Source organism: Enterococcus sp. DIV1420a (genome assembly GCF_051712165.1).
GTDB lineage: Bacteria > Bacillota > Bacilli > Lactobacillales > Enterococcaceae > Enterococcus > Enterococcus faecalis.
Map to the genome: position 1 here is coordinate 25,720 of NZ_JBIOOI010000003.1, position 18,322 is coordinate 44,041.

General features: G+C 35.8%; 21 protein-coding genes. All 21 read left to right on the forward strand.

Annotated features, from left to right (window positions below; all coding sequences use genetic code 11):
• The first annotated feature begins 10 nt into the window (after positions 1–10).
• Positions 11–2,356, forward strand: a complete 2,346-nt coding sequence (locus tag IGI80_RS18540; RefSeq protein ID WP_010822506.1) for a CD3337/EF1877 family mobilome membrane protein — start codon at positions 11–13, stop codon at positions 2,354–2,356.
• Positions 2,343–4,601 (forward strand): type IV secretory system conjugative DNA transfer family protein, encoded by a 2,259-nt coding sequence (locus tag IGI80_RS18545; protein ID WP_010822507.1) that lies wholly within the window; start codon positions 2,343–2,345, stop codon positions 4,599–4,601. The genes IGI80_RS18540 and IGI80_RS18545 overlap by 14 nt, the downstream gene beginning before the upstream one ends.
• Before the next feature lie 521 nt (positions 4,602–5,122).
• Positions 5,123–5,908 (forward strand): replication-relaxation family protein, encoded by a 786-nt coding sequence (locus IGI80_RS18550; protein ID WP_002385543.1) that lies wholly within the window; start codon positions 5,123–5,125, stop codon positions 5,906–5,908.
• Positions 5,909–5,913: 5 nt separating this feature from the next.
• Positions 5,914–6,402 carry a hypothetical protein gene (locus tag IGI80_RS18555; protein ID WP_033624748.1) on the forward strand — a complete coding sequence of 163 codons (489 nt, stop codon included), beginning with the start codon at positions 5,914–5,916 and terminating at the stop codon, positions 6,400–6,402.
• 591 nt (positions 6,403–6,993) lie between these two features.
• Positions 6,994–7,260, forward strand: a complete 267-nt coding sequence (locus tag IGI80_RS18560) for a hypothetical protein (protein WP_002365974.1) — start codon at positions 6,994–6,996, stop codon at positions 7,258–7,260.
• Positions 7,261–7,292: 32 nt separating this feature from the next.
• Positions 7,293–7,793, forward strand: coding sequence for a DnaJ domain-containing protein (locus IGI80_RS18565; RefSeq protein WP_002360775.1), 501 nt, complete (start codon positions 7,293–7,295; stop codon positions 7,791–7,793).
• A 12-nt stretch (positions 7,794–7,805) separates the two neighbouring features.
• A complete protein-coding gene (locus tag IGI80_RS18570) occupies positions 7,806–8,054 on the forward strand; it encodes a DUF3850 domain-containing protein (protein ID WP_002369776.1) in 249 nt (82 codons plus the stop codon).
• Positions 8,055–8,129: 75 nt separating this feature from the next.
• Positions 8,130–8,546, forward strand: a complete 417-nt coding sequence (locus IGI80_RS18575; RefSeq protein WP_010710134.1) for a single-stranded DNA-binding protein — start codon at positions 8,130–8,132, stop codon at positions 8,544–8,546.
• Positions 8,547–8,569: 23 nt separating this feature from the next.
• Positions 8,570–9,154, forward strand: coding sequence for a thermonuclease family protein (locus tag IGI80_RS18580; RefSeq protein ID WP_065536090.1), 585 nt, complete (start codon positions 8,570–8,572; stop codon positions 9,152–9,154).
• Between the two features lie 280 nt (positions 9,155–9,434).
• Positions 9,435–9,575, forward strand: a complete 141-nt coding sequence (gene pepG1, locus IGI80_RS18585) for a type I toxin-antitoxin system toxin PepG1 (protein WP_289481688.1) — start codon at positions 9,435–9,437, stop codon at positions 9,573–9,575.
• Between the two features lie 834 nt (positions 9,576–10,409).
• The gene (locus IGI80_RS18590; protein ID WP_002365983.1) at positions 10,410–10,595 is read left to right on the forward strand and encodes a hypothetical protein; all 186 of its coding nucleotides are present in this window, start codon (positions 10,410–10,412) and stop codon (positions 10,593–10,595) included.
• The gene (locus IGI80_RS18595; protein WP_033624753.1) at positions 10,580–10,771 is read left to right on the forward strand and encodes a DpnD/PcfM family protein; all 192 of its coding nucleotides are present in this window, start codon (positions 10,580–10,582) and stop codon (positions 10,769–10,771) included. Before IGI80_RS18590 ends, IGI80_RS18595 begins: the two co-directional genes overlap by 16 nt.
• A gap of 230 nt (positions 10,772–11,001) precedes the next feature.
• A complete protein-coding gene (locus IGI80_RS18600; RefSeq protein ID WP_002404731.1) occupies positions 11,002–11,781 on the forward strand; it encodes a Cas9 inhibitor AcrIIA9 family protein in 780 nt (259 codons plus the stop codon).
• A complete protein-coding gene (locus tag IGI80_RS18605; RefSeq protein ID WP_065536089.1) occupies positions 11,781–13,040 on the forward strand; it encodes a PcfJ domain-containing protein in 1,260 nt (419 codons plus the stop codon). The genes IGI80_RS18600 and IGI80_RS18605 overlap by 1 nt, the downstream gene beginning before the upstream one ends.
• Before the next feature lie 650 nt (positions 13,041–13,690).
• Positions 13,691–14,419: a hypothetical protein gene (locus IGI80_RS18610; RefSeq protein ID WP_002383622.1), complete on the forward strand. Its 729-nt coding sequence runs from the start codon at positions 13,691–13,693 to the stop codon at positions 14,417–14,419.
• A 186-nt stretch (positions 14,420–14,605) separates the two neighbouring features.
• Positions 14,606–15,040 (forward strand): hypothetical protein, encoded by a 435-nt coding sequence (locus IGI80_RS18615; RefSeq protein ID WP_002385579.1) that lies wholly within the window; start codon positions 14,606–14,608, stop codon positions 15,038–15,040.
• An 83-nt stretch (positions 15,041–15,123) separates the two neighbouring features.
• Positions 15,124–15,462 carry a hypothetical protein gene (locus IGI80_RS18620; protein WP_065536088.1) on the forward strand — a complete coding sequence of 113 codons (339 nt, stop codon included), beginning with the start codon at positions 15,124–15,126 and terminating at the stop codon, positions 15,460–15,462.
• A 50-nt stretch (positions 15,463–15,512) separates the two neighbouring features.
• On the forward strand, positions 15,513–15,686 hold the full coding sequence (locus IGI80_RS18625) for a hypothetical protein (RefSeq protein ID WP_010785714.1): 174 nt from the start codon (positions 15,513–15,515) through the stop codon (positions 15,684–15,686).
• Entirely contained in the window at positions 15,679–16,338 is a 660-nt protein-coding gene (locus tag IGI80_RS18630; protein WP_010830231.1) for a DUF2786 domain-containing protein, read from the forward strand. The genes IGI80_RS18625 and IGI80_RS18630 overlap by 8 nt, the downstream gene beginning before the upstream one ends.
• An 89-nt stretch (positions 16,339–16,427) precedes the next feature.
• Positions 16,428–16,625, forward strand: coding sequence for a hypothetical protein (locus IGI80_RS18635; protein ID WP_025191506.1), 198 nt, complete (start codon positions 16,428–16,430; stop codon positions 16,623–16,625).
• A 102-nt stretch (positions 16,626–16,727) separates the two neighbouring features.
• Positions 16,728–18,188 (forward strand): glucosyltransferase domain-containing protein, encoded by a 1,461-nt coding sequence (locus tag IGI80_RS18640; RefSeq protein ID WP_010785717.1) that lies wholly within the window; start codon positions 16,728–16,730, stop codon positions 18,186–18,188.
• Positions 18,189–18,322 lie beyond the last annotated feature (134 nt).

Genomic DNA, 18,322 nt, shown 5'->3' on the forward strand with positions numbered 1-18,322 from the left:
AGGTGATACCTTGAACAAGAAATTATTAATTAAAACAGCCTTACTGTTTCTAGTAGGCTGTTTTTTTGTTGTTACACAAACTACATCTGTTAATGCAGCACCTAAACCTGATGAAAATAAGGTTATTGTTACGGAGCCAACTACTAATGTAGATACAATATATGATACTTACAAAGACAATGCTTTTGAGTTAATGACTAAGGAAAAAGAGAAAGAATCTGTAACGGGTTTTAATGAAGCTATCACTAATGCTTCTGCGACAATAAAGACTTTTGTTTGGTCAATGGTAAAAGGACTCGGAGAGTTTAATGCAGTTATGGTAAAAACACTATTTAGTATGGATATTATAACTGCTATTAAGCAACCGATTATGAACCTAACGTCTAGCATAGCAACTAATATGTTGGGCATTGCGGGAACGATTGGTATTGCCTTTGTCTTTGTTATTTTAGGTGTAAAATTTATTGGACAACAACGATACAAACGGTTTTTTGGTATTTTTTTAATGACGATTCTTATTTTTACGGGTCTTTCCGTCCTAAAAGATGCCAACACGTCCAATTCTTTGTTTGATATGATGTTTAGTGTAGATAAAGAAGTTGAGACTGCATTTGTGAATATTAATCCGGTCTTAGGTGATGTTAGTGTACCAATGACAGAGAAAGGAAAAGATAAGAACGGAAATGAAGTAGAGCAAAAATTATCTGCAGATCAACGAGCAAAAAGTGCAGGAAATTTAATTGCTTCACGTGTTTTTTACACCAATGTGTATGAACCTTACTTGCTCATGAACTACGGAACAAGTGATGTTAATAAAATCCGTAAGAAAACAGTGAAGTATAAAGACAAAGAATATGATCGAATCAACTTATTGTTAGACAACGATATGAATAGCGAAGAAAATGATAAGTTAATGGAAGAAGTTGTAAATTACGAAAGTAAAGACTTAAAGAACCGATCAATTATGTATTATAACAACTGGACCAATACTTTTTATGGTTTGTTTTACCTGGTAGTTAACTTCATTCAAACAGTGGTGTATTTTCTGTTAAGTTTCTTACGATTAATTATTGCGGTCATTCAATTGTTCCTATTGCCGTTGTTACCGTTATTGTTGTTCGCAGGACTCTTTTTAACTGAAACCAACGTCTTTGCGAATTACTTTAAAACCTTTGGCATGACTATATTTATGAAGGGAATGGTTGGTTTTGCGACTATTTTCTTTGCAAGTTTCTTATCACTAGGGTTTCAATTAAGCAATCAGACAGAGAACGTGTGGCAGAAGATATTAACGATACTTATTTATCTTCTTACACCGCTTGGTTTGTATGTCTTCCGGAAATTCTTTGCTAATCTTGTCACGGGACGTGTTTCACTTTCTGATGGTGTCGGGTTTATCGGAAATCCTTTTGGCACAGAAGCTAATATGCGTAGAGCGGCAAAAGAACAAAAACAAGAGAATAAGGAGCGCAGGAAACAGGCACAAGAAGAACGTAAAGCAGCTATTAAAAAACGTCAAGAAGAAGCAAGGAAACATGGTAAAGCAGAAACTGGCTTAAAACAACGACCATTAAATAAAGAACAAGAAAAACGTAGTGCGCTACGCCGTGAGTTGAAGCCAAGACCTCAACATAAAGCGCCAAATGCTATCGAAAAAGCACAAGAAGGATTAAGACAAGCGCACGAAAAAGGACGTATGCAAGAACAGAAGTCTGAAGAACAACTCAAACGGCAGCAACATGAATCAGCTCGTCAAAAAGAATATGAAAAAGATCGCTTGAAAAAACAGGAATCACTCAAAAAAATTAATGATCAAAGCGACGAATCAACTAATTTAACAGCTTTAAGAAATCAAAATCGGCGTACTGGACAGCGAAGTAAAAAACGCGAAACAGGTCATCAAACACTTATGAAACGACAAGGAGAAAAAGTGCTTCAACCAACAAATAAACCAAAAGATATGAAAAAACAAGTGGTTGCTCGTAGTCCAAGACGAACAGGACAACCAACGACTCGTCAAAATATCCAACCAAAAGTAGCGGCCCAAACGGTCAAACGGAGTGGTGGAACGTTGGGAAGTAATCCTGCCTATCGACGTCCAGAAGTACGTAAAAAAATGGATCAAGTGAAGCAAGTAACGCAAGTTGATGTACCTCAAACGCATTCTACACCACAACGTGTACAACCCAAGGTAAATGAGCCAATCACACGTATGAATAGACATAATACGCCAATAATTAAGAAAGAAAAGAGAACTAAACAATCACCAGTTGTTCGCAGAGAACGCAAGAAACCTGGTACACAGAAGATAACAAACAAACCTAAAGGAGTGAGACAACCTCGTGCAAGGAAATAATTTGTTTAACAATGGCTTGCTACAACCAAAGAAACCGCCAATAGGACAAGAACAACAAAAAATGACTCGCTACCACCAACTCCGACTAGTCTTTGGATTAGTCGGAGTTCTTTTATATCCTTTTGCGATTTTAGGCAGTATTCCATTACTGATTGGTCTAGCGGTTGATAAAAAAGACAAAGCTGCAAATGTATTTGATATGGACTATGAGAGTTTTTTGAAACGAAATAGTATTGTTTTTCTTAGTTTTTCAGGTGTGTTATTTGTAATAAATGTCTTTGCATTTATCCTCTGGATTCCCAGAGGGTATCTGTCTGCGTATCTTCTTTTCCCCTTAAATCTTCTTAATACAGCACTGCGGTTTAATTGGGAGACAATAGTCGCTTTGCTTATTGGATCAAGCGGAATGGGAGCCATTTTTTTGGCATTTTCTTCATTTGTGGCAAAACGAAAAGTTATCTCAAAGGAAGACGAACGGAAGAAAATAACCGAATCAAAAGCCTACAAAGGCCGAGAAAAAAATAAATTTGAAGAGTCGCAACGCTTCACAGATGAACAAGAAGAAGCGTATGAAGAAGCAGTAGAAACAGTTGATATTGACAAGTATAAAGAACTATCCAATCAATTATTGCTTGGCACAAGTGAGTTCGGGTTGCCGTATATCATCAACTTTTCAGAGTTCAATCAGCATGTTCTTGTTCCCGCAACGACAGGTTCAGGAAAGACAACATTACTACAATTAATCGTTCAACACGCCGTAAAATTCAACCTCCCTGTCATTCTCATTGATGGGAAAGGCGCACGCGATACGCTAGAAAGTATGCGAGAGATTGCACGGTTTTATGATAAAGAAGTACATGCCTTCACAGACGATGGCGATATGAGATACAACCCAGTAGAGCATGGAAATGACATATCTATTCGAGATAAGTTAGTGTCTTTAGCCGAAACAGAGAGTGTCTTTTATTCAGGCGCAGCGAAAGCTCTTTTGCAAGTAACAATTCAATTGTTAGACGAGTTTAAAGGAGCCAAGGTTACTTTATCTGGAGACACTCGTACGACAGAAACCGTTGAACGAAGTCTACCATTTGTTCAACGATTTTTACTTCCGAGAAATGTTTTACACTTATTTGCGGATGCGATTTTACCAAACAATCCCAAACTATTTGAGATTGAAGTAGAAAAGAAAATACAACAACCTAAGAAAAAATCAGTGAAAGAAGGAAGCGAGATACTGCCTGATTCAGACCTTGATAAAGAAGAAAAAGAGGAAGATTTACAAATTAAGAACAGTAAATTTAGAAACATTTCCCAACTAGGAATAGCACAAAAAGAAACGGAAACGATTGTCCTTAATCCAGAAACATTAGATTTAGACTCGTACTATTTATTACTCAAACGAAACCTAAGATATTTGCCAACAGACGAAGAAACAGGAGAAAATATCAAACAAAAATTGTTCGAACGATTATTTATTCGTTATGAACATAAAGATTCACCGTTTTATTTGTATGCCACATCAGAAGCATTACAGACAAACATTAACATGTTATTAGACAGTGAGTTAGGAAAATTATTTGATACAAAAAACGCAAAAAATGTTCTTGATGTGCAAGAAATTGTCAATCAACGCAAGTTAGTTTACGTATCGTTCAATGGATTGATTTACAAAGAATATATCCGCACTTTAGCGCAAATGTTAGTCGGAGACGTAAATTATTTTGCTTCTGAAATGTATCGAAAAAATGTGAAACGTGAAGTCCTTGTGATTTTTGATGAACCTGCTTCTTATCTAAATGAAACGTTTATTGATATGGTAAATAAAGGTAGAGGTGCAGGTGTTTATGGTATTTTCACCCCTCAAACGATGGCAGATATTGCAAAATTAGGGGATAAATTAATGGAACAACTTGTCGGAAATGTGAATACTTTGTTCATTGGAAAGACCAACGAAAAAGGTGAAGCCGAGTATTGGAGTGAAACAATGGGAACGTATCAAGACATTGATGTAACTTCAGTTACGGAACAAGAAGATGGTTATTCAGATGTTGGAAAATCTGATTGGTCAGGAGATAGAGGAACCAAACGTAATGTAGATCGCTTCAAAATTAGTCCAAACAAGATAAAAGAATTGCGTACAGGGGAGTTTATTATTTATCGTACAGCAGAAAATGTAAACCTCCCACCACAAAAAGTTTATGTGCGAAACGCACTCGAATGGTTACAAAAAAGTAATTCAAAATAGATTAATATAGTGTGTCAAATTTTGGAAACATCATGGAAATACTTAGGAAAACCACTGGAAAGTGTGTGGAATTATAAATTGTAGTGGCGTGTCCTCGGCGCTTGGTATAAAAGGCTTTCTCCGCCTGCAAAATTCCTGACCATTTTCGCTCAACGTGGGTTAAAACCCCCATTAAGCGAAAATGGTCAGGAATTTTGCAACTACGAAAAAAATACCAAGCGCCGAGGACAAACAGAATAGAGTAAAAAATAGAATGAGTAAGGTGATAGAAGTAATAAAAAATAAAGAAAAAAGTTCAAAAGATAAAGTTCAAAAGATTAACAACTACCCCTTGCGATAGACGCCCCTTCACCAAACCTTGAAGGGACTATCGCCCAAAACAACAACCTCCTAAATCCTCCACCAAAACTTGGAGGACTTAAAAGCTGAAAAAGAATTTCTACACGTTGTTCCGAAACTCTTTTTCAATGAAACAAATAGGCTTTGCCTATTTGTACATTTTATAGAAATGCGGTGATACTTTGAAACCATTACTTTACAATTACTTTATTGATTATTCAAAAGAAGATAAGATACACTTGATTCTTTTATGTTTACTACATGAATTGAGAGTTGTATCGGTAAAACAGCTTATTGACTTTTGTCAATTTGATAATATGGCAAAAAAAAGTAGTGTATACGGTAATCTAAAAAAACTGAAGGAAAAAAATCTAGTGGAATGTTCCCAAATTGGATCAACAAAATTTTATTACCTAACAAAAGAAGGGCATAATTACATTGGTGGGTACTACACCTTGCCAAAAGTTCCTGAATACAATTTACAACACCACTTACAAATTAATGATTATCTGATAAAAATGTTGGAACTTTGTAATAACCACCCGCACCTTAAAGCGGTAGTATCAGAGCGTCGCAAAGTATATGAAGTAAAGGACGAGAAGAAAAATCAAAAAGGCGTAAAATACTTTGTTCCTGACTTCATTTTTATGTTTTTGGATAGTATTGGACGAGAAGTAGAGTGGCAATTTGAAATAGAATTAACACTAAAGACAAAACGACGTTATAGTCAGGGTGTGTTTCCAAAATACATTAAACATTTAAAAAATTATGAAGATGCACGCTTAATTTATGTAACACCTAGTTCAATCATTAAAGAAGAACTTGATATGTTTAAAGAATATTTTATTGACAAAGAAGGGGACGAGTACAAAGAAGTGTTTGATCGATTGCATGTTTTTTCAGCTGAAGAATTTGAAAGTGAACTGAAACGATTACTAGAAAAAGATAAATTCATTAATTGGGAGTGAGTTTCATGAGAAGAATAGAGAAAGAATTCAACAAGAAGCTAGCCAGTTACGAAAGAGAGTTAAAAAAATTAGGCTGTCTGGATGATGAAACAGGGCTTATTCCCATAAGCAAAAGACGATGGCATGTCATTTGGTGGCAACCTGTTACACTTGCAAAAACAATCGTGAGATCTTTTCGATTAACGCTAGATAATGAAAACTTATGTATTTTAGGAGATGTAGAAATCACTATTTATCATGATGGAACATATGGTATTTCTAAAGAAGCTGTCCCAATTTTTATTAATGATTTATTGTCTTTAAAAAAGTTAATTACTATTTTCTATGGAACACCTTTTAACTTAAATTTTGAAAAAATTCGCTGCGTTAATTTTAACAGGTATTGTGTCTCTATTCCTGAAATTTATGTCGAGAAATTTGAAGTATTAATAAGCTACTTGATAATTTTAAGTAGCTGCTTATATGAAGTAAAAAAGCACGTAGAATATGATTAACAAGCTTTTCTTCTTTCAGAAGAACACCAATAGATTGGTTGAGTTCGCATACGCTCACCTAAGAGAGGAAAAGAACGAAGTCAAGCTTCGTTCTTTTTTCTACGTCGGAGAACCGACGTAGTGATTCAGACGCAAAAACCATGCGTCTGAATCAGGCCCGTTTTTAGGAAGGGCTAGTGTGTTTGATTTATCAGTTCTCATAGCCGTGTAATTTCTAAGATTCCCTAATCGTCTATCAGTCACTCGGCGAGTATAACCTAAAACATAACCTGTCGGAGGTCAAGGGCAAGTGGCATCGGCAAGCCGACCCTTGTCCTCCGACAGAACATGTTTTCTAGTCGGTTATGCCGAACGACCGATATACGAAAAGGGAATCTAACCAGAATTTCCCCTCTGACCTTTGAAAACTGAAAAGCGAAATCAAACAAACAGGCCTTCGTCTAAAAACGAGCCTAATCAAACCTTAGGGGTTGCACCCCTAACACCCGGCGCCTCACTCCCTCAACCGAAAAGGTTGGTTGGAAAGGCGTTGACCAAAAAATAGCTATCTATTGGTTGTTTGAAAATAAAAATCGAAAGAAGGAAAGCAAAATGCTAACAACAAAAGAAAAAAACAGATTAAAAAAAATGGTAGAAGGAAACAAAACGTTTCATTATTCTTATGTCGATAGACTTAGACAAGATGTAAGATATTACGTTAATCAATGTGAATCAGCTGTTAAAGCTAGAGAAAGCATGGAAATCTTAGAATTTATCTACAGTCTATTTTCTGATAAAGAGTTACCAGAATGGTACACAGAAGCCGACCTTGAAAATGATAAAAAATCAATTGAAAAATTGGAACGCTGGGCAGCTTAGCTGCTCAGCAACAATCAGAAAGGGCGATTAACATGAAATTTATCAAAGATGTAACGACATTAGAAGAATTGAAACGCGTATATAAAAAGCTAGCTTTAAAATACCACCCAGATATGGGCGGTACTGATAAAGAAATGGCGCAAATAAATAACGAGTATGAAGCGTTGTTCGATAAGCTTAAAAATACACACAAAAATAAAGAAGGTGAGTACTACCAAAAAGAAACGACAGAAACACCGCAAGAATGGCAAGAAATCATACACAAGTTGTTAACGCTAAAAATGGAAAATGTTTCAATTGAAGTGATAGGCGCATTCTTATGGGTATCAGGGAACACCAAGCCTTATAAAGAAGAGTTAAAAGCTTTAAATATGAAATGGAGCAACAACAAAAAGTCCTGGTATTTAGCCCCCGATGGATATAAAAAACGCAGTAAGAAAAAATACAATATGAGCGATATTCGCAATATGTATGGTTCGCAGGTAGTTAAAGAAGAACAAGCCAAACAAAAGACATTAACAGCAACAGCCTAAGGAGGAAGTAAAATGGAACAACGACGCCCAGTTATTCACACATTAAAAATTGAAACCGAGTTTTTCAAGGCAGTAAAAGAACGGCGAAAAACATTTGAGATAAGAAAGAACGATCGTAATTTTCAAGTAGGGGATATTTTAATTCTCGAAGAATATATGAATGGCATGTATTTAGATGATGAATGCGAAGCGGAAGTTATTTATATAACGGATTATGCACAACGTGAAGGTTATGTGGTGCTAGGAATTGAATTACATTAGTAAAAAATTAGATTATACGTCCAAAGAGGTAAAACCTCTTTGGACGACCAAATAAAAAGAAAGAAGGAATCAAGAATGATTAAAACAAGTGCAGTAGGAAGATTAACAAAAAGTTCAGAACTAAGAGTAACGTCAACAGGGAAGGCCGTTGCCAATTTTGCATTAGCTTGCAAAAGAGAAAGACTTGATAAAGAAGGGAATGCCCAAACGACTTTTATTCAATGTGTAATCTGGGGGAAACCTGCAGAGGTGTTAGCAAAATATACGCAAAAAGGCTCATTAATTGCGGTAAATGGTGAATTGCAATCACGTTCTTATGATGACCAACAAGGACAAACGCATTATGTTACAGAATTAGTCGTAGCAGGCTTTGAATTTTTAGAATCAAAAGAAACTGTACAAAATAGAGAACAAAAACAACAAATGCCAGAAATGGCGAACGCCGAACCGTTTTATGGTATGGATGATATGGAACCGCCTGCTTATCATTAAAATTTATCTGAAGGAGGGAGAAAATGAAAAAGTTAATCGGTAAAAAGTGGCTGCTGCTTACAGCAGTAGCCACTTTTTTATTATCAGGATGCGTAAGTCTTGAACAAAAAGCACAGGATAGCGTAAAAGAAGTTACTGGAAATTTTACTCAAACGATCTCAAACGATCAACGTATACCAGCTGACTTTGTACGACACGTAGACGGTGACACAACGGTTTTGAGGATTGACGGAAAAGAACGAAAGGTTCGCTTTTTATTAATTGACACACCCGAGACGGTCAAACCAAACACAAAAGTTCAACCGTTTGGGTTGGAAGCTAGTAACCGCACAAAAGAGCTTTTGTCTACTGCTACAGAAATCACTTTTGAATATGATAAGGGCGATAAAACAGACCGTTACGGGCGAGCGTTGGGCTACATATTCGTAGATGGAATATTACTACAAAAAACGCTTGTAAGTGAAGGGTTAGCACGTGTGGCCTATGTAAAAGAGCCTAACACTAAGTATTTGGAAGAACTAGAGCAAGCCCAAGAACAAGCTAAAAGTGAATCACTCGGAATCTGGAGCATACCAGGTTATGTGACAGGAAGGGGATTTCAGCCATGAAACAAACAGAACAAGGGAATTTTGAAGAGTTTTGTTGGTACTTATATGAACTCAAAATTGTTACACCGAAGGAATGTACCAAACATATCATAATAGAGAAATCGTAAAGAAGTTTTCACAGATACGGAAAGAAAAAATACCAGGTGTACACCTGGCTGCCAATAAAATAGAAACGCACAGAAAACCTATATAAAATAGGCTTTCTGTGCGTTTTATGATATACTAAAGCAGTAGAAAAGTTATGACGGTGGCTATCCAATCCGAAAGTGAGGTGGTGCGTATGAGCGTACTTCCAAAATCTAAAGAAAGGAGAAGCCTTTTGTCTGCATTAGAAACAATTCAGCTGATATTAAGCTTTGGTATGTTTACCATTGCGTTGATTAAGTTGATTGTGGAATTGCTAAAAAACGACAAAAAATAACCGTTCATTAACTTTGGCGAGTTAAACGGTTATTTTTTAACTATAAACAAATGCCACCGTCTTAAACGGTTCTACACTAGAGAGTTGTGTTAGCGCACAGCTCTCTTTTCGTTTATAGTATAGCATATTCTAAAAAAAAATACTACTAAACGACCAGGGCGCAACGATCTATACAGACGTGCGCCTTTTTTAGTTCGGGAAAAGGGAATGAATCCGTTGTTCCGCGGCGGTGCGGTAGCCCTTGCTCCAAAACCAACGGATTAACTGCTGCACTCAACACGAGTCAATTAAACGTTCTCTACCCATTCGTTCCGATTGGGGAACGTTTCCTTTTCCTACTCGTTCCTCGCTTAACGGAAAAGTCCATTGACACGAGTTGTTCCTTGTGGGATCACAAGGAAGCGTTCCGCAGTGATTAACATTTCTAGTAGGTATTTCATACCTACTAGAAAATAAAGTCAAGGGCGTTCCGGTCAAAAATCCCTTTTCTGATGTCAGAACAGTGTCACGCGACCTTTTTCGTTTTCAGGCCGTTCATTTTGCAGTGTGTAACGTGCTGCTCACTGTTTGCTACAGTACCACAGCCAGTCGAAAAAACAAGGGTATATAAACGAGCAAGCTCGCCCTTGTTTTTTCTTTATGTCTATGGTCCTTCCACGGCACAGCGAGCGACACGAACACACTGGCGAAAATGAACAACCTAAACAAAAACGAAAAAGGGGGTAGACTACACCGTTTGACGAAAAGGAATTTTTGACCGTCCAGCTTCACTTCCTCAAACGCCTAACAAAAATGGTTGTTCAAAACCCAAAAACCTGAAAGGAGGTGGTTAAAATGAATGAGCCACAATTAAAACTTGACCTAGAAAAGGCACAATTGGAATACCAAAAATTAAGCCAAGCAATCAATGAAAATGATACAGTCACGCTGTTGTTAAATTATGGTTGTTTAAAAAATGCCAATGACCGTTTAAACCAACTATCATTTTTATTGAACCATATTGAATGGAAGGACGTGTAATAATGGCAAAAAAAAAGAAAAAATACTGTGTGACAATTGTTGAAACTTTAGAGGTAGCTGTATATGTTTACGCTGAAAGCGAAGAACAAGCACATGAATTAGTTTCTAACATGTATTACGACCAAGAAATAATCTTAACAGAAGATAATCACGAAACAACAGAATTTATCATTTAAAACAACGAAAGAGGTGAAAAAGATATTTTAGAGGTGTTGAATTATTTCCACGAAAAAAGCGCAAAAAAAGAAACCTTTTGCCACAAACAAAAGATTTCTAAAGAATTGGTAGTTATACCTGAATAAATTTGTAATTCAAGTATAACGTATCTCATGACCTTTGACAAGTGAAATTCCCCCAACCTCTTATTCATAAGAGGTTGGACTAACAAAAGAAACGAGGGAACGTTATGGACTTTCAAAATATACAAACTGTAAAAGAATTGACATACGCACTCAAACAATACAATCAAAATCTAGCAACCACTATTTTTGACGACACACAAGGTTATATCAGTGTAGCTTTTAGAAAAGAAAGCATTGAAAGAAACGGAAAAAACTTCCAATTTTTGTGTTTCTATCCTAATTATGAAGTAGCCCTTTATCCAGTCGTGACGTTGCTTTCTTATCTTGAAAAGCTACCAGAAAAAGCAATCGTTGCGATTAAAGACTCCGACGGTAACTATTCGTCCCTTTATCTAACCATTGATGAAACGATAGATAAAGGGACGAAATACAAATGGCTAGTAATTAGCGACAGATTTTCTTATGAACGTTTTTTCTTAACTAGTCAATTGACTATACAAGAGCAAGCACTGGAAAAGATGTTAAAAGAACTAGAAACCGAACCTGACAGTAGACTAGAAGCTATTCACAACTGGCTATGTCAGCAAACCGATAAAGACCTTTTGACTGGTATTTTAAAGGAAGATAGAACATTGAAAGGGGCAGAAGCTTACTGCATTCAAAAGGCCTATGAAATACGTAATGGTAACGGGGCAATGGCTAGTCACATTACTGTTTTTAACTGGGTTAGAGAATATTATACGCTTGACGAACTGCCAACGGATAAGCCAAAAATACAAGCGACAATAAAAAGCGATTATATCAATCAAAAAATACAGCGACCAACACCAGTAGAAACCAAGAATAATAACGAAATAGATTTGTTTGAGGGGGAAGATTTTTAATGAATACTAATGACTATGTAGAGAATAAATTACAACCGCCAAGAGCGTTCTTTGAATGGTGCTACACTTCTTTTCGGACATATGTATGGAAAAATAAGAGTGAAACCATTGTTGCTTCAACAAGAAAACACGATTGGATAATTGAGAAAAAATTGAGAAAGAACTCTCGATTGACCTTTTATGATTCAAGTAATTGTTTTCAGATTGTTCTAAGTACAAGTAAGCGAATTGAAGTACAGACCTACAAAGTTATTTCAGAGTATGAAAATGGAGTGCAATGTTTTAGTGAACAGCTAGAATGTATTGAAATATTTTCAAATAATCAACATATCAAGATTGGAAAGATATGTTTACCTGTATATTATGGTTACAATATGGGCATAGCCTTATATCCTAATGAATGGAAAAAGCGTTTAGAACGTGTGTCAGAGTTGAAATATCTAAATTTAGAGCGACTAAACGTTGACAATTTAGCTATCACGTACAAATATAGAACCTTGATAGAATTTGCTCAGAAAATAAATGCTCATAAATTAGCATATGATGTTATGAGTGGTGCAGTAGACATGCGAATACTTACAAAGAACTGTTTAAGGAAGTACAAAACATTTTTAAAGAATACAGACAATAGTTTAAAAGAGATACAGCTGAAACAAACATTTGAAAGCTTAAACATACCAATGGTAAAAGGGATTGAAAAATACGTATTAAAGAGCGACATATCCGATTTTCCAAATGAGATTGGCGCTGTTAAGTTTCAGAATTGGTTAGTAAAGCAAGGAAAGTCATTTAAATATTATCAAGACTACCTCAATATGTTAACGCTCCTAAAAATAGAAATAAACAAACGTAATCAGTTACCGCCAGATTTAGAAGTCGCACACGATTGTGCAGTGGATAGAATTAATCAGGTGAACTATGAAGAAAGGGATAAAGAAATAAAAGAACGTTTGGAACAATTAAGGAAGTATGAAAGAGATATTGATGGGTACACATTTGTGTTACCTAAACGAGCAAACGACATAAAAAAAGAAGGAAAAGCACTAAACCATTGCGTAGCAAGCTATATAAGCAGACACGCAAAGGGAGAAACAACGATTATCTTCGTAAGAGAGAAGAAGAACCCTCAAAAATCTTATTTCACATTAGAGTACAACTACAATAGGGTTGTTCAGTTACAAGGAAAGAAGAATCGACAAAAGGTACCAGATGAATTGAAACAAGCGGTAGACAAATGGGTCAAGGTCATTAAAGATTAAACGTTAGGAATGCTAAGAAAAGACCGTTCTTAGCATTCCTAACCGAAATCTAGGACAAAATCCATTGTTCCGCTGCGGTGCAGTTGCCCTTGCTCCAAAACCAATGGATTTTCTGCTGCACTCAACACGAGTCAATTAAACGTTCTATTCCCATTCGTTCCGACTGGTGAACGTTTCTCTTTTCCTACTCGTTCCTCGCTTAACGGAAAAGGACATTGACACGAGTTGTTCCTTGTGAGACCACAAGGAAGCGTTCCGCAGATTTAAGTTTTTTCTGAAGCAGTTTCACTGCTACAGAAAAAAGGCGTTGGTTCTATGGCATTTTTCTGTCACTCGTCACTCTGTTGCGGTTATCATTTCTTCAGTGAGCCGGCCTTGTGTACTTGCGAATCATACAACAGCCAGTCGAAAACACAAGGGTAAAATGCACGAGCAAGCTCGCCCTTGTGTTTTCTTTGTGTCTGATGTCTGTTCTCTGCGCACCCAAAACCTCAAACTCACTGAAGAAATGGATCATAACAGCAAACAAAGAAAGGAGAGGACCACAGAAAAATACCGAACCAACGAAGTTCAAAAGAAGCACCCCTTCCTAAATCTTCAAAAAAAATGAGTTTTGAAAAAAATAAAAAAACAGAAAGAAGCGAGTAAAAATGACTAGACTTGAACAAGCACAAGGAAAATTGCAACGACTAAAAAGAGAAAGCGAAGAAACACACCGCTTAATTAGAGCGGAACATGACCGTATCCCTTTTGGACAGCCTAACATTATTGGCCGTGGGGACATTTATAAGAAAGTAAATGGCTATCATGATCGTGCAATTAAATTACTGAAGGAACAAGAAAAACAAGAAAAAAGAGTGGAAATGCTGGAAAAGGTAGAAGACTTTAAGGAAAAAAACGAGTTAATTAAAGACGTTCATGTGGTCGGTAAATCAAGTTATGCGACGGTTGGCGCAAAAACAAGCGTCAATAATATTGACTACTTTAAAAATGAACTAAAAGAGCTTGAAAAAGCTAACGAAAAAGCAAAAGCCTATAACAAGACAAAACCAGCAATTAAGGCGAGAACCTACGGCGCAGCAATCACGAAACTAAAAAATAAAATTGCGACCCTGGAACAAATGAAGGAAGCGGATGAAAACAAGGTGGTGAGTGAGAGAACAAAAGAGCTGATAGAAAGCGGTGCAGTGACGCAGTGGAAGAAAAAACCAATATTCTATTTCGTTAAAGGGTTGCGAAAAGTAGCACTAGAAATTGACGAAAATGGAGAATTCTTTATTTCTAACTATTATCCGGCTTGTACAGATGCAGATAAGGAATTTATCAATAAGTTATTAGATCCTGCAGCTGAAAGCACAAAAAAAGAAACCTTTTGCTGAAGACAAAAGATTTCTAGGACGTTAACTATTTATAGTCATGAATAAGTATAGCGTACCTTAGAAAAATATTCAATGGGTTCCTGCCATAACGATGGAGTTATGGCAAGGATTCATTGCAACTCATAGAATAGAACAATTATCTAACAGTAACGAATTAAAAAAAATATTGCTTTTGGAGGAATACAAATGAGAAGATTAAGTAATACGACAATGGCCAACGAAACTCTAAAAAAAGAAGCATGGTATAGAATGATGCTTACCGACCTATCAAGTTCTGTCATTGATGAGTTCATGGAAACAGGGAAATGCCATTACACCAGCAATTACTTTCAAGGTGAAAATATTTTAGTCACTGAAGAAATAGAGGCAATCATAAAGACGGCCGAAAAGAAGTATGGCTTCCTGGTGTACTATGTAACTGAAAATAAAACAGCGGATGGCCAGAGATTTTTATCATTATTCTACGTTGGACGCGATACTAGTGATTGGCTTTACTGTCACAGGGATTTAGAATCTTATAGGCAATATGTGTATGTAGTTAATACGACGAACCCTGCATTTTCAGAATTTGGAATGATTCAATTTGATCCAATACTAGGCAGTCTTTTACGAACTGCATAGATAAAAAAATATATTTTATGGTATCAGTTGGGCTTTTTGGCCCAGCTGAAGCCTAACGTAAGGAATTATAAGAAAGGTGGGGAATGAGCATGGAAATACGGGAATTAACCATAATAGAAGATCCTTGCTTTTATCAATATACGACGATAAAAGAACTTGAATCGTTCAATACGTCTGAATTAACGATTGCGCTTAGCGTAGTTAGAAAAGAGCAGCGTCGTTTGAAAGAAAAAGTGTATCATTCTGGATCTGGAGATCAAGTGGATAAAAATAACGTTAAATTAATCAACAAGTACAGAGCCAATCTTGAAAAACTGCTGTTTATTAAGCAAGGGTATATTCCGGATGCAATCACGCAAAACATGATTGATACATTGATCAAAAACAATAAAAAATCCATACAGAAGATTAAAAAAGGTTGAGTTTAACAAGGCAATAGAAACAACATTTAATAGAAGAGAGGATGTAAAGCATGGCTGAAAAAATTGATTTGAAAAAGTTATATCATGAAAGTAAAAAGGAAAGAACCGAAAAACAAACGAAAATGGAACGAGCGTTAGAAGGAGTCGTGTGTGGTTTTCCAAGAAATACAGCAGATGATCCAATTTTAAAGATTACTATGAGCAAGGAGAATACGAATGGATGAAAAAAGAAAAGATAAAATTCAACGGTTGTTAGCACTAGCGAACGATGCGAATGATGAAGAATCAATGACAGCTTTAGCAAAGGCCCAGGAATTGATGCTAGCCTATGGAATTGATGAAGAAGAAGTGTTTCATTATCAGCAACACCAAAGACAGGAAAAGGTTGTAGATAAAGTGATTTACAAAGGAAGACCACATAAATGGGTCTACAGACTAGCTGGAATCATTGCAAAGAATTTTCGTGTGAAGAATTACTATCAAAGTTCTTCAGATATAGAATTACACTACGTAGGTTTAACAACAGATGCAGAGATTGCAGAAATTACATTTTTATATGCAAAAGGTAGTGTTGCCTTTTGTTCAAAAGAGTTTATGAAGCAACCGGAAATTAAGCGAAAATATAAACGAAAATGGCAATTAAAACAAGACTATATCGAAGGGTATTTGACAGCTCTTAGTTCTGTATTTGAAGCCCAGGTACTTACGAATGGTTACGAACTTGCATTGCAGTTGCCTGTCGCAGTCCATGAAGAAGTCTCAAAGCTAGGCTTAGTTAAAGGAAAAGACACCTCACACCAGGTTGAAAACTTCGATGCTTTTCAGTCTGGTTACCAGGAAGGCTTGCAGTTTAAGAGTAAAGAGTTAATCAACTAATGAATTTATAAATGGAGGAAATAATATGCCTGATTTGGATTCCTACTTAGAAAGATTTGAAAACTATCTGAAGGAGCAAGAAGAACAAAATGAAATTTTTGATCCAGACGATAGGAGGTGCAGAGTTTGTGGATGTACCCAATTTAATGCATGCCCAGGGGGCTGTTATTGGATTGAAGAAGACTTATGCAGTAAATGTGTATAGAAAGAGAACAAAAAAAGCAGATAAAAAATTATTTGCTTTTTTTACTTATATATTTTATACGATAAAAAAACGTGGTTTTTAGTTTGAAAACCCTGTAAGATTAATATATGGACCCATTTAATGTAAATATAAAAGGTGTTCGTTTTCTTAGGGGGGATTTTAATAAAATTTGAGGAGTGAAAAAATGAATAAGTTTCAAAGTTGGCTTATGGCCAATAAAAATCTGTTAATTACAAGTGTAGTAATGTGTCAAGTCTTAGTTTTAAGCATAGGGATAATCAACTTTCCTTATATTGATGACACCGGCAGGCAAATTGATGGTAATACGGACTTTGCTAGAAGTTATTCTCGTTGGGGTAGCGAAATTGGTTCTTGGTTAGTTCAAGGGAGTAGACACCTTACGGATATGGGGTTATGGACGCATATTATTTCTGGATTCATTGTATCAGTAACAGGGATTATCATTGTTTACTCTTTTCATAAGAAGCTATCTCTTTTAGCTTTAACAGCAGCCATGTTGGTTGGCTTTAATCCTTGGTTTTTACAAAATTTAAGTTTCAGGTTCGACAGTCCTTACATGTCTTTGAGCCTTTTATTTTCAGTACTTCCATTTCTATTTTGGAATAAAAATAAAGTCTTATTTTTAGTTGTTTCTATTTTAAGCATTTTTTTGATGTGTAATACTTATCAGGCGTCTTCGGGGATCTATGTCGTGATGGTGTTAGCATTATCACTGAAGCAGCTGTTAGACAATCAATCGTTTATTGCTGTTCTTAAAAAAGCGATTGTAGCTATGATTAGCTATATAAGCGCCATGTTTCTTTATCTTATTGAAACAAAATTTAATCCTGAAATAGCAACGCGAGGCGGTATGACAACAATCGCGAGTGTTAAGGATATACCCAAAACAATCCTGGTAAATAGTCAAATGTATCTGTCAAAAATAACTGAACAGAGTACAAAACTATGGATACTTTTGTTTTTTATTCTAGTAATTTTCTTTGTTTTAAGTACTGTTCTTAATGCGAAAGTATCGCCTGTTAAAAGCTTTTTATACGCAGTGTTATTTCTATTTTTAGGCTCTATTTTGAGTTACGGCGTCTTTTTAATCTTTCCGGAAAAGCTTTTGTTAATTTCGCCTAGATACGGCTATGGATTTAGTTTTTTTGTAGTTTCAATTATCATGCTTACTTTGGCAAATACTTCTAAAAACGTGCTAGGATATGTGTCAAAAACAGCGGTTTGTCTTTTCTGTGTTTACCTTTTATCTTTTACATTTGTTTATGCTAGTGCGTTAAGCCACCAAAAGGAATCTTTTGAACGACAAAGTATGATATTAGCCGATGATTTAAAAGACCTAGTGAACCGTGACACGGTGACCGTGCATAGTACGTCTTTATTTAAGGATTCGCCAGTATTTGTTAATAGTTCGAAGAATTATCCTATATTAAAAGAACTGGTTCCACCAAATGAAGCCCTTTATTGGCCAAATCAGTTTTTATTTAGAACGTACACTGGTTTAAAAGTGAACATGGAGATCTTTGATATTAACGCGTTGAATAAAGAAGAAAGTGAGTTAATGAAATCTAATTATTACCATGACATTTATGTAAAAGATTCAGAAGTATTTGTTCATGTTAAATAATCTTGAAATAAAAGTAATATCAAGGCAATTGAAAGGCCAAGGTAGATACTGTAAAATAAAAATAGCTATTTCAGATTTAACTATTTTCTTACAGACTGAATGAATTGATCGTTCAGTTCTATGAGTATTTGTTA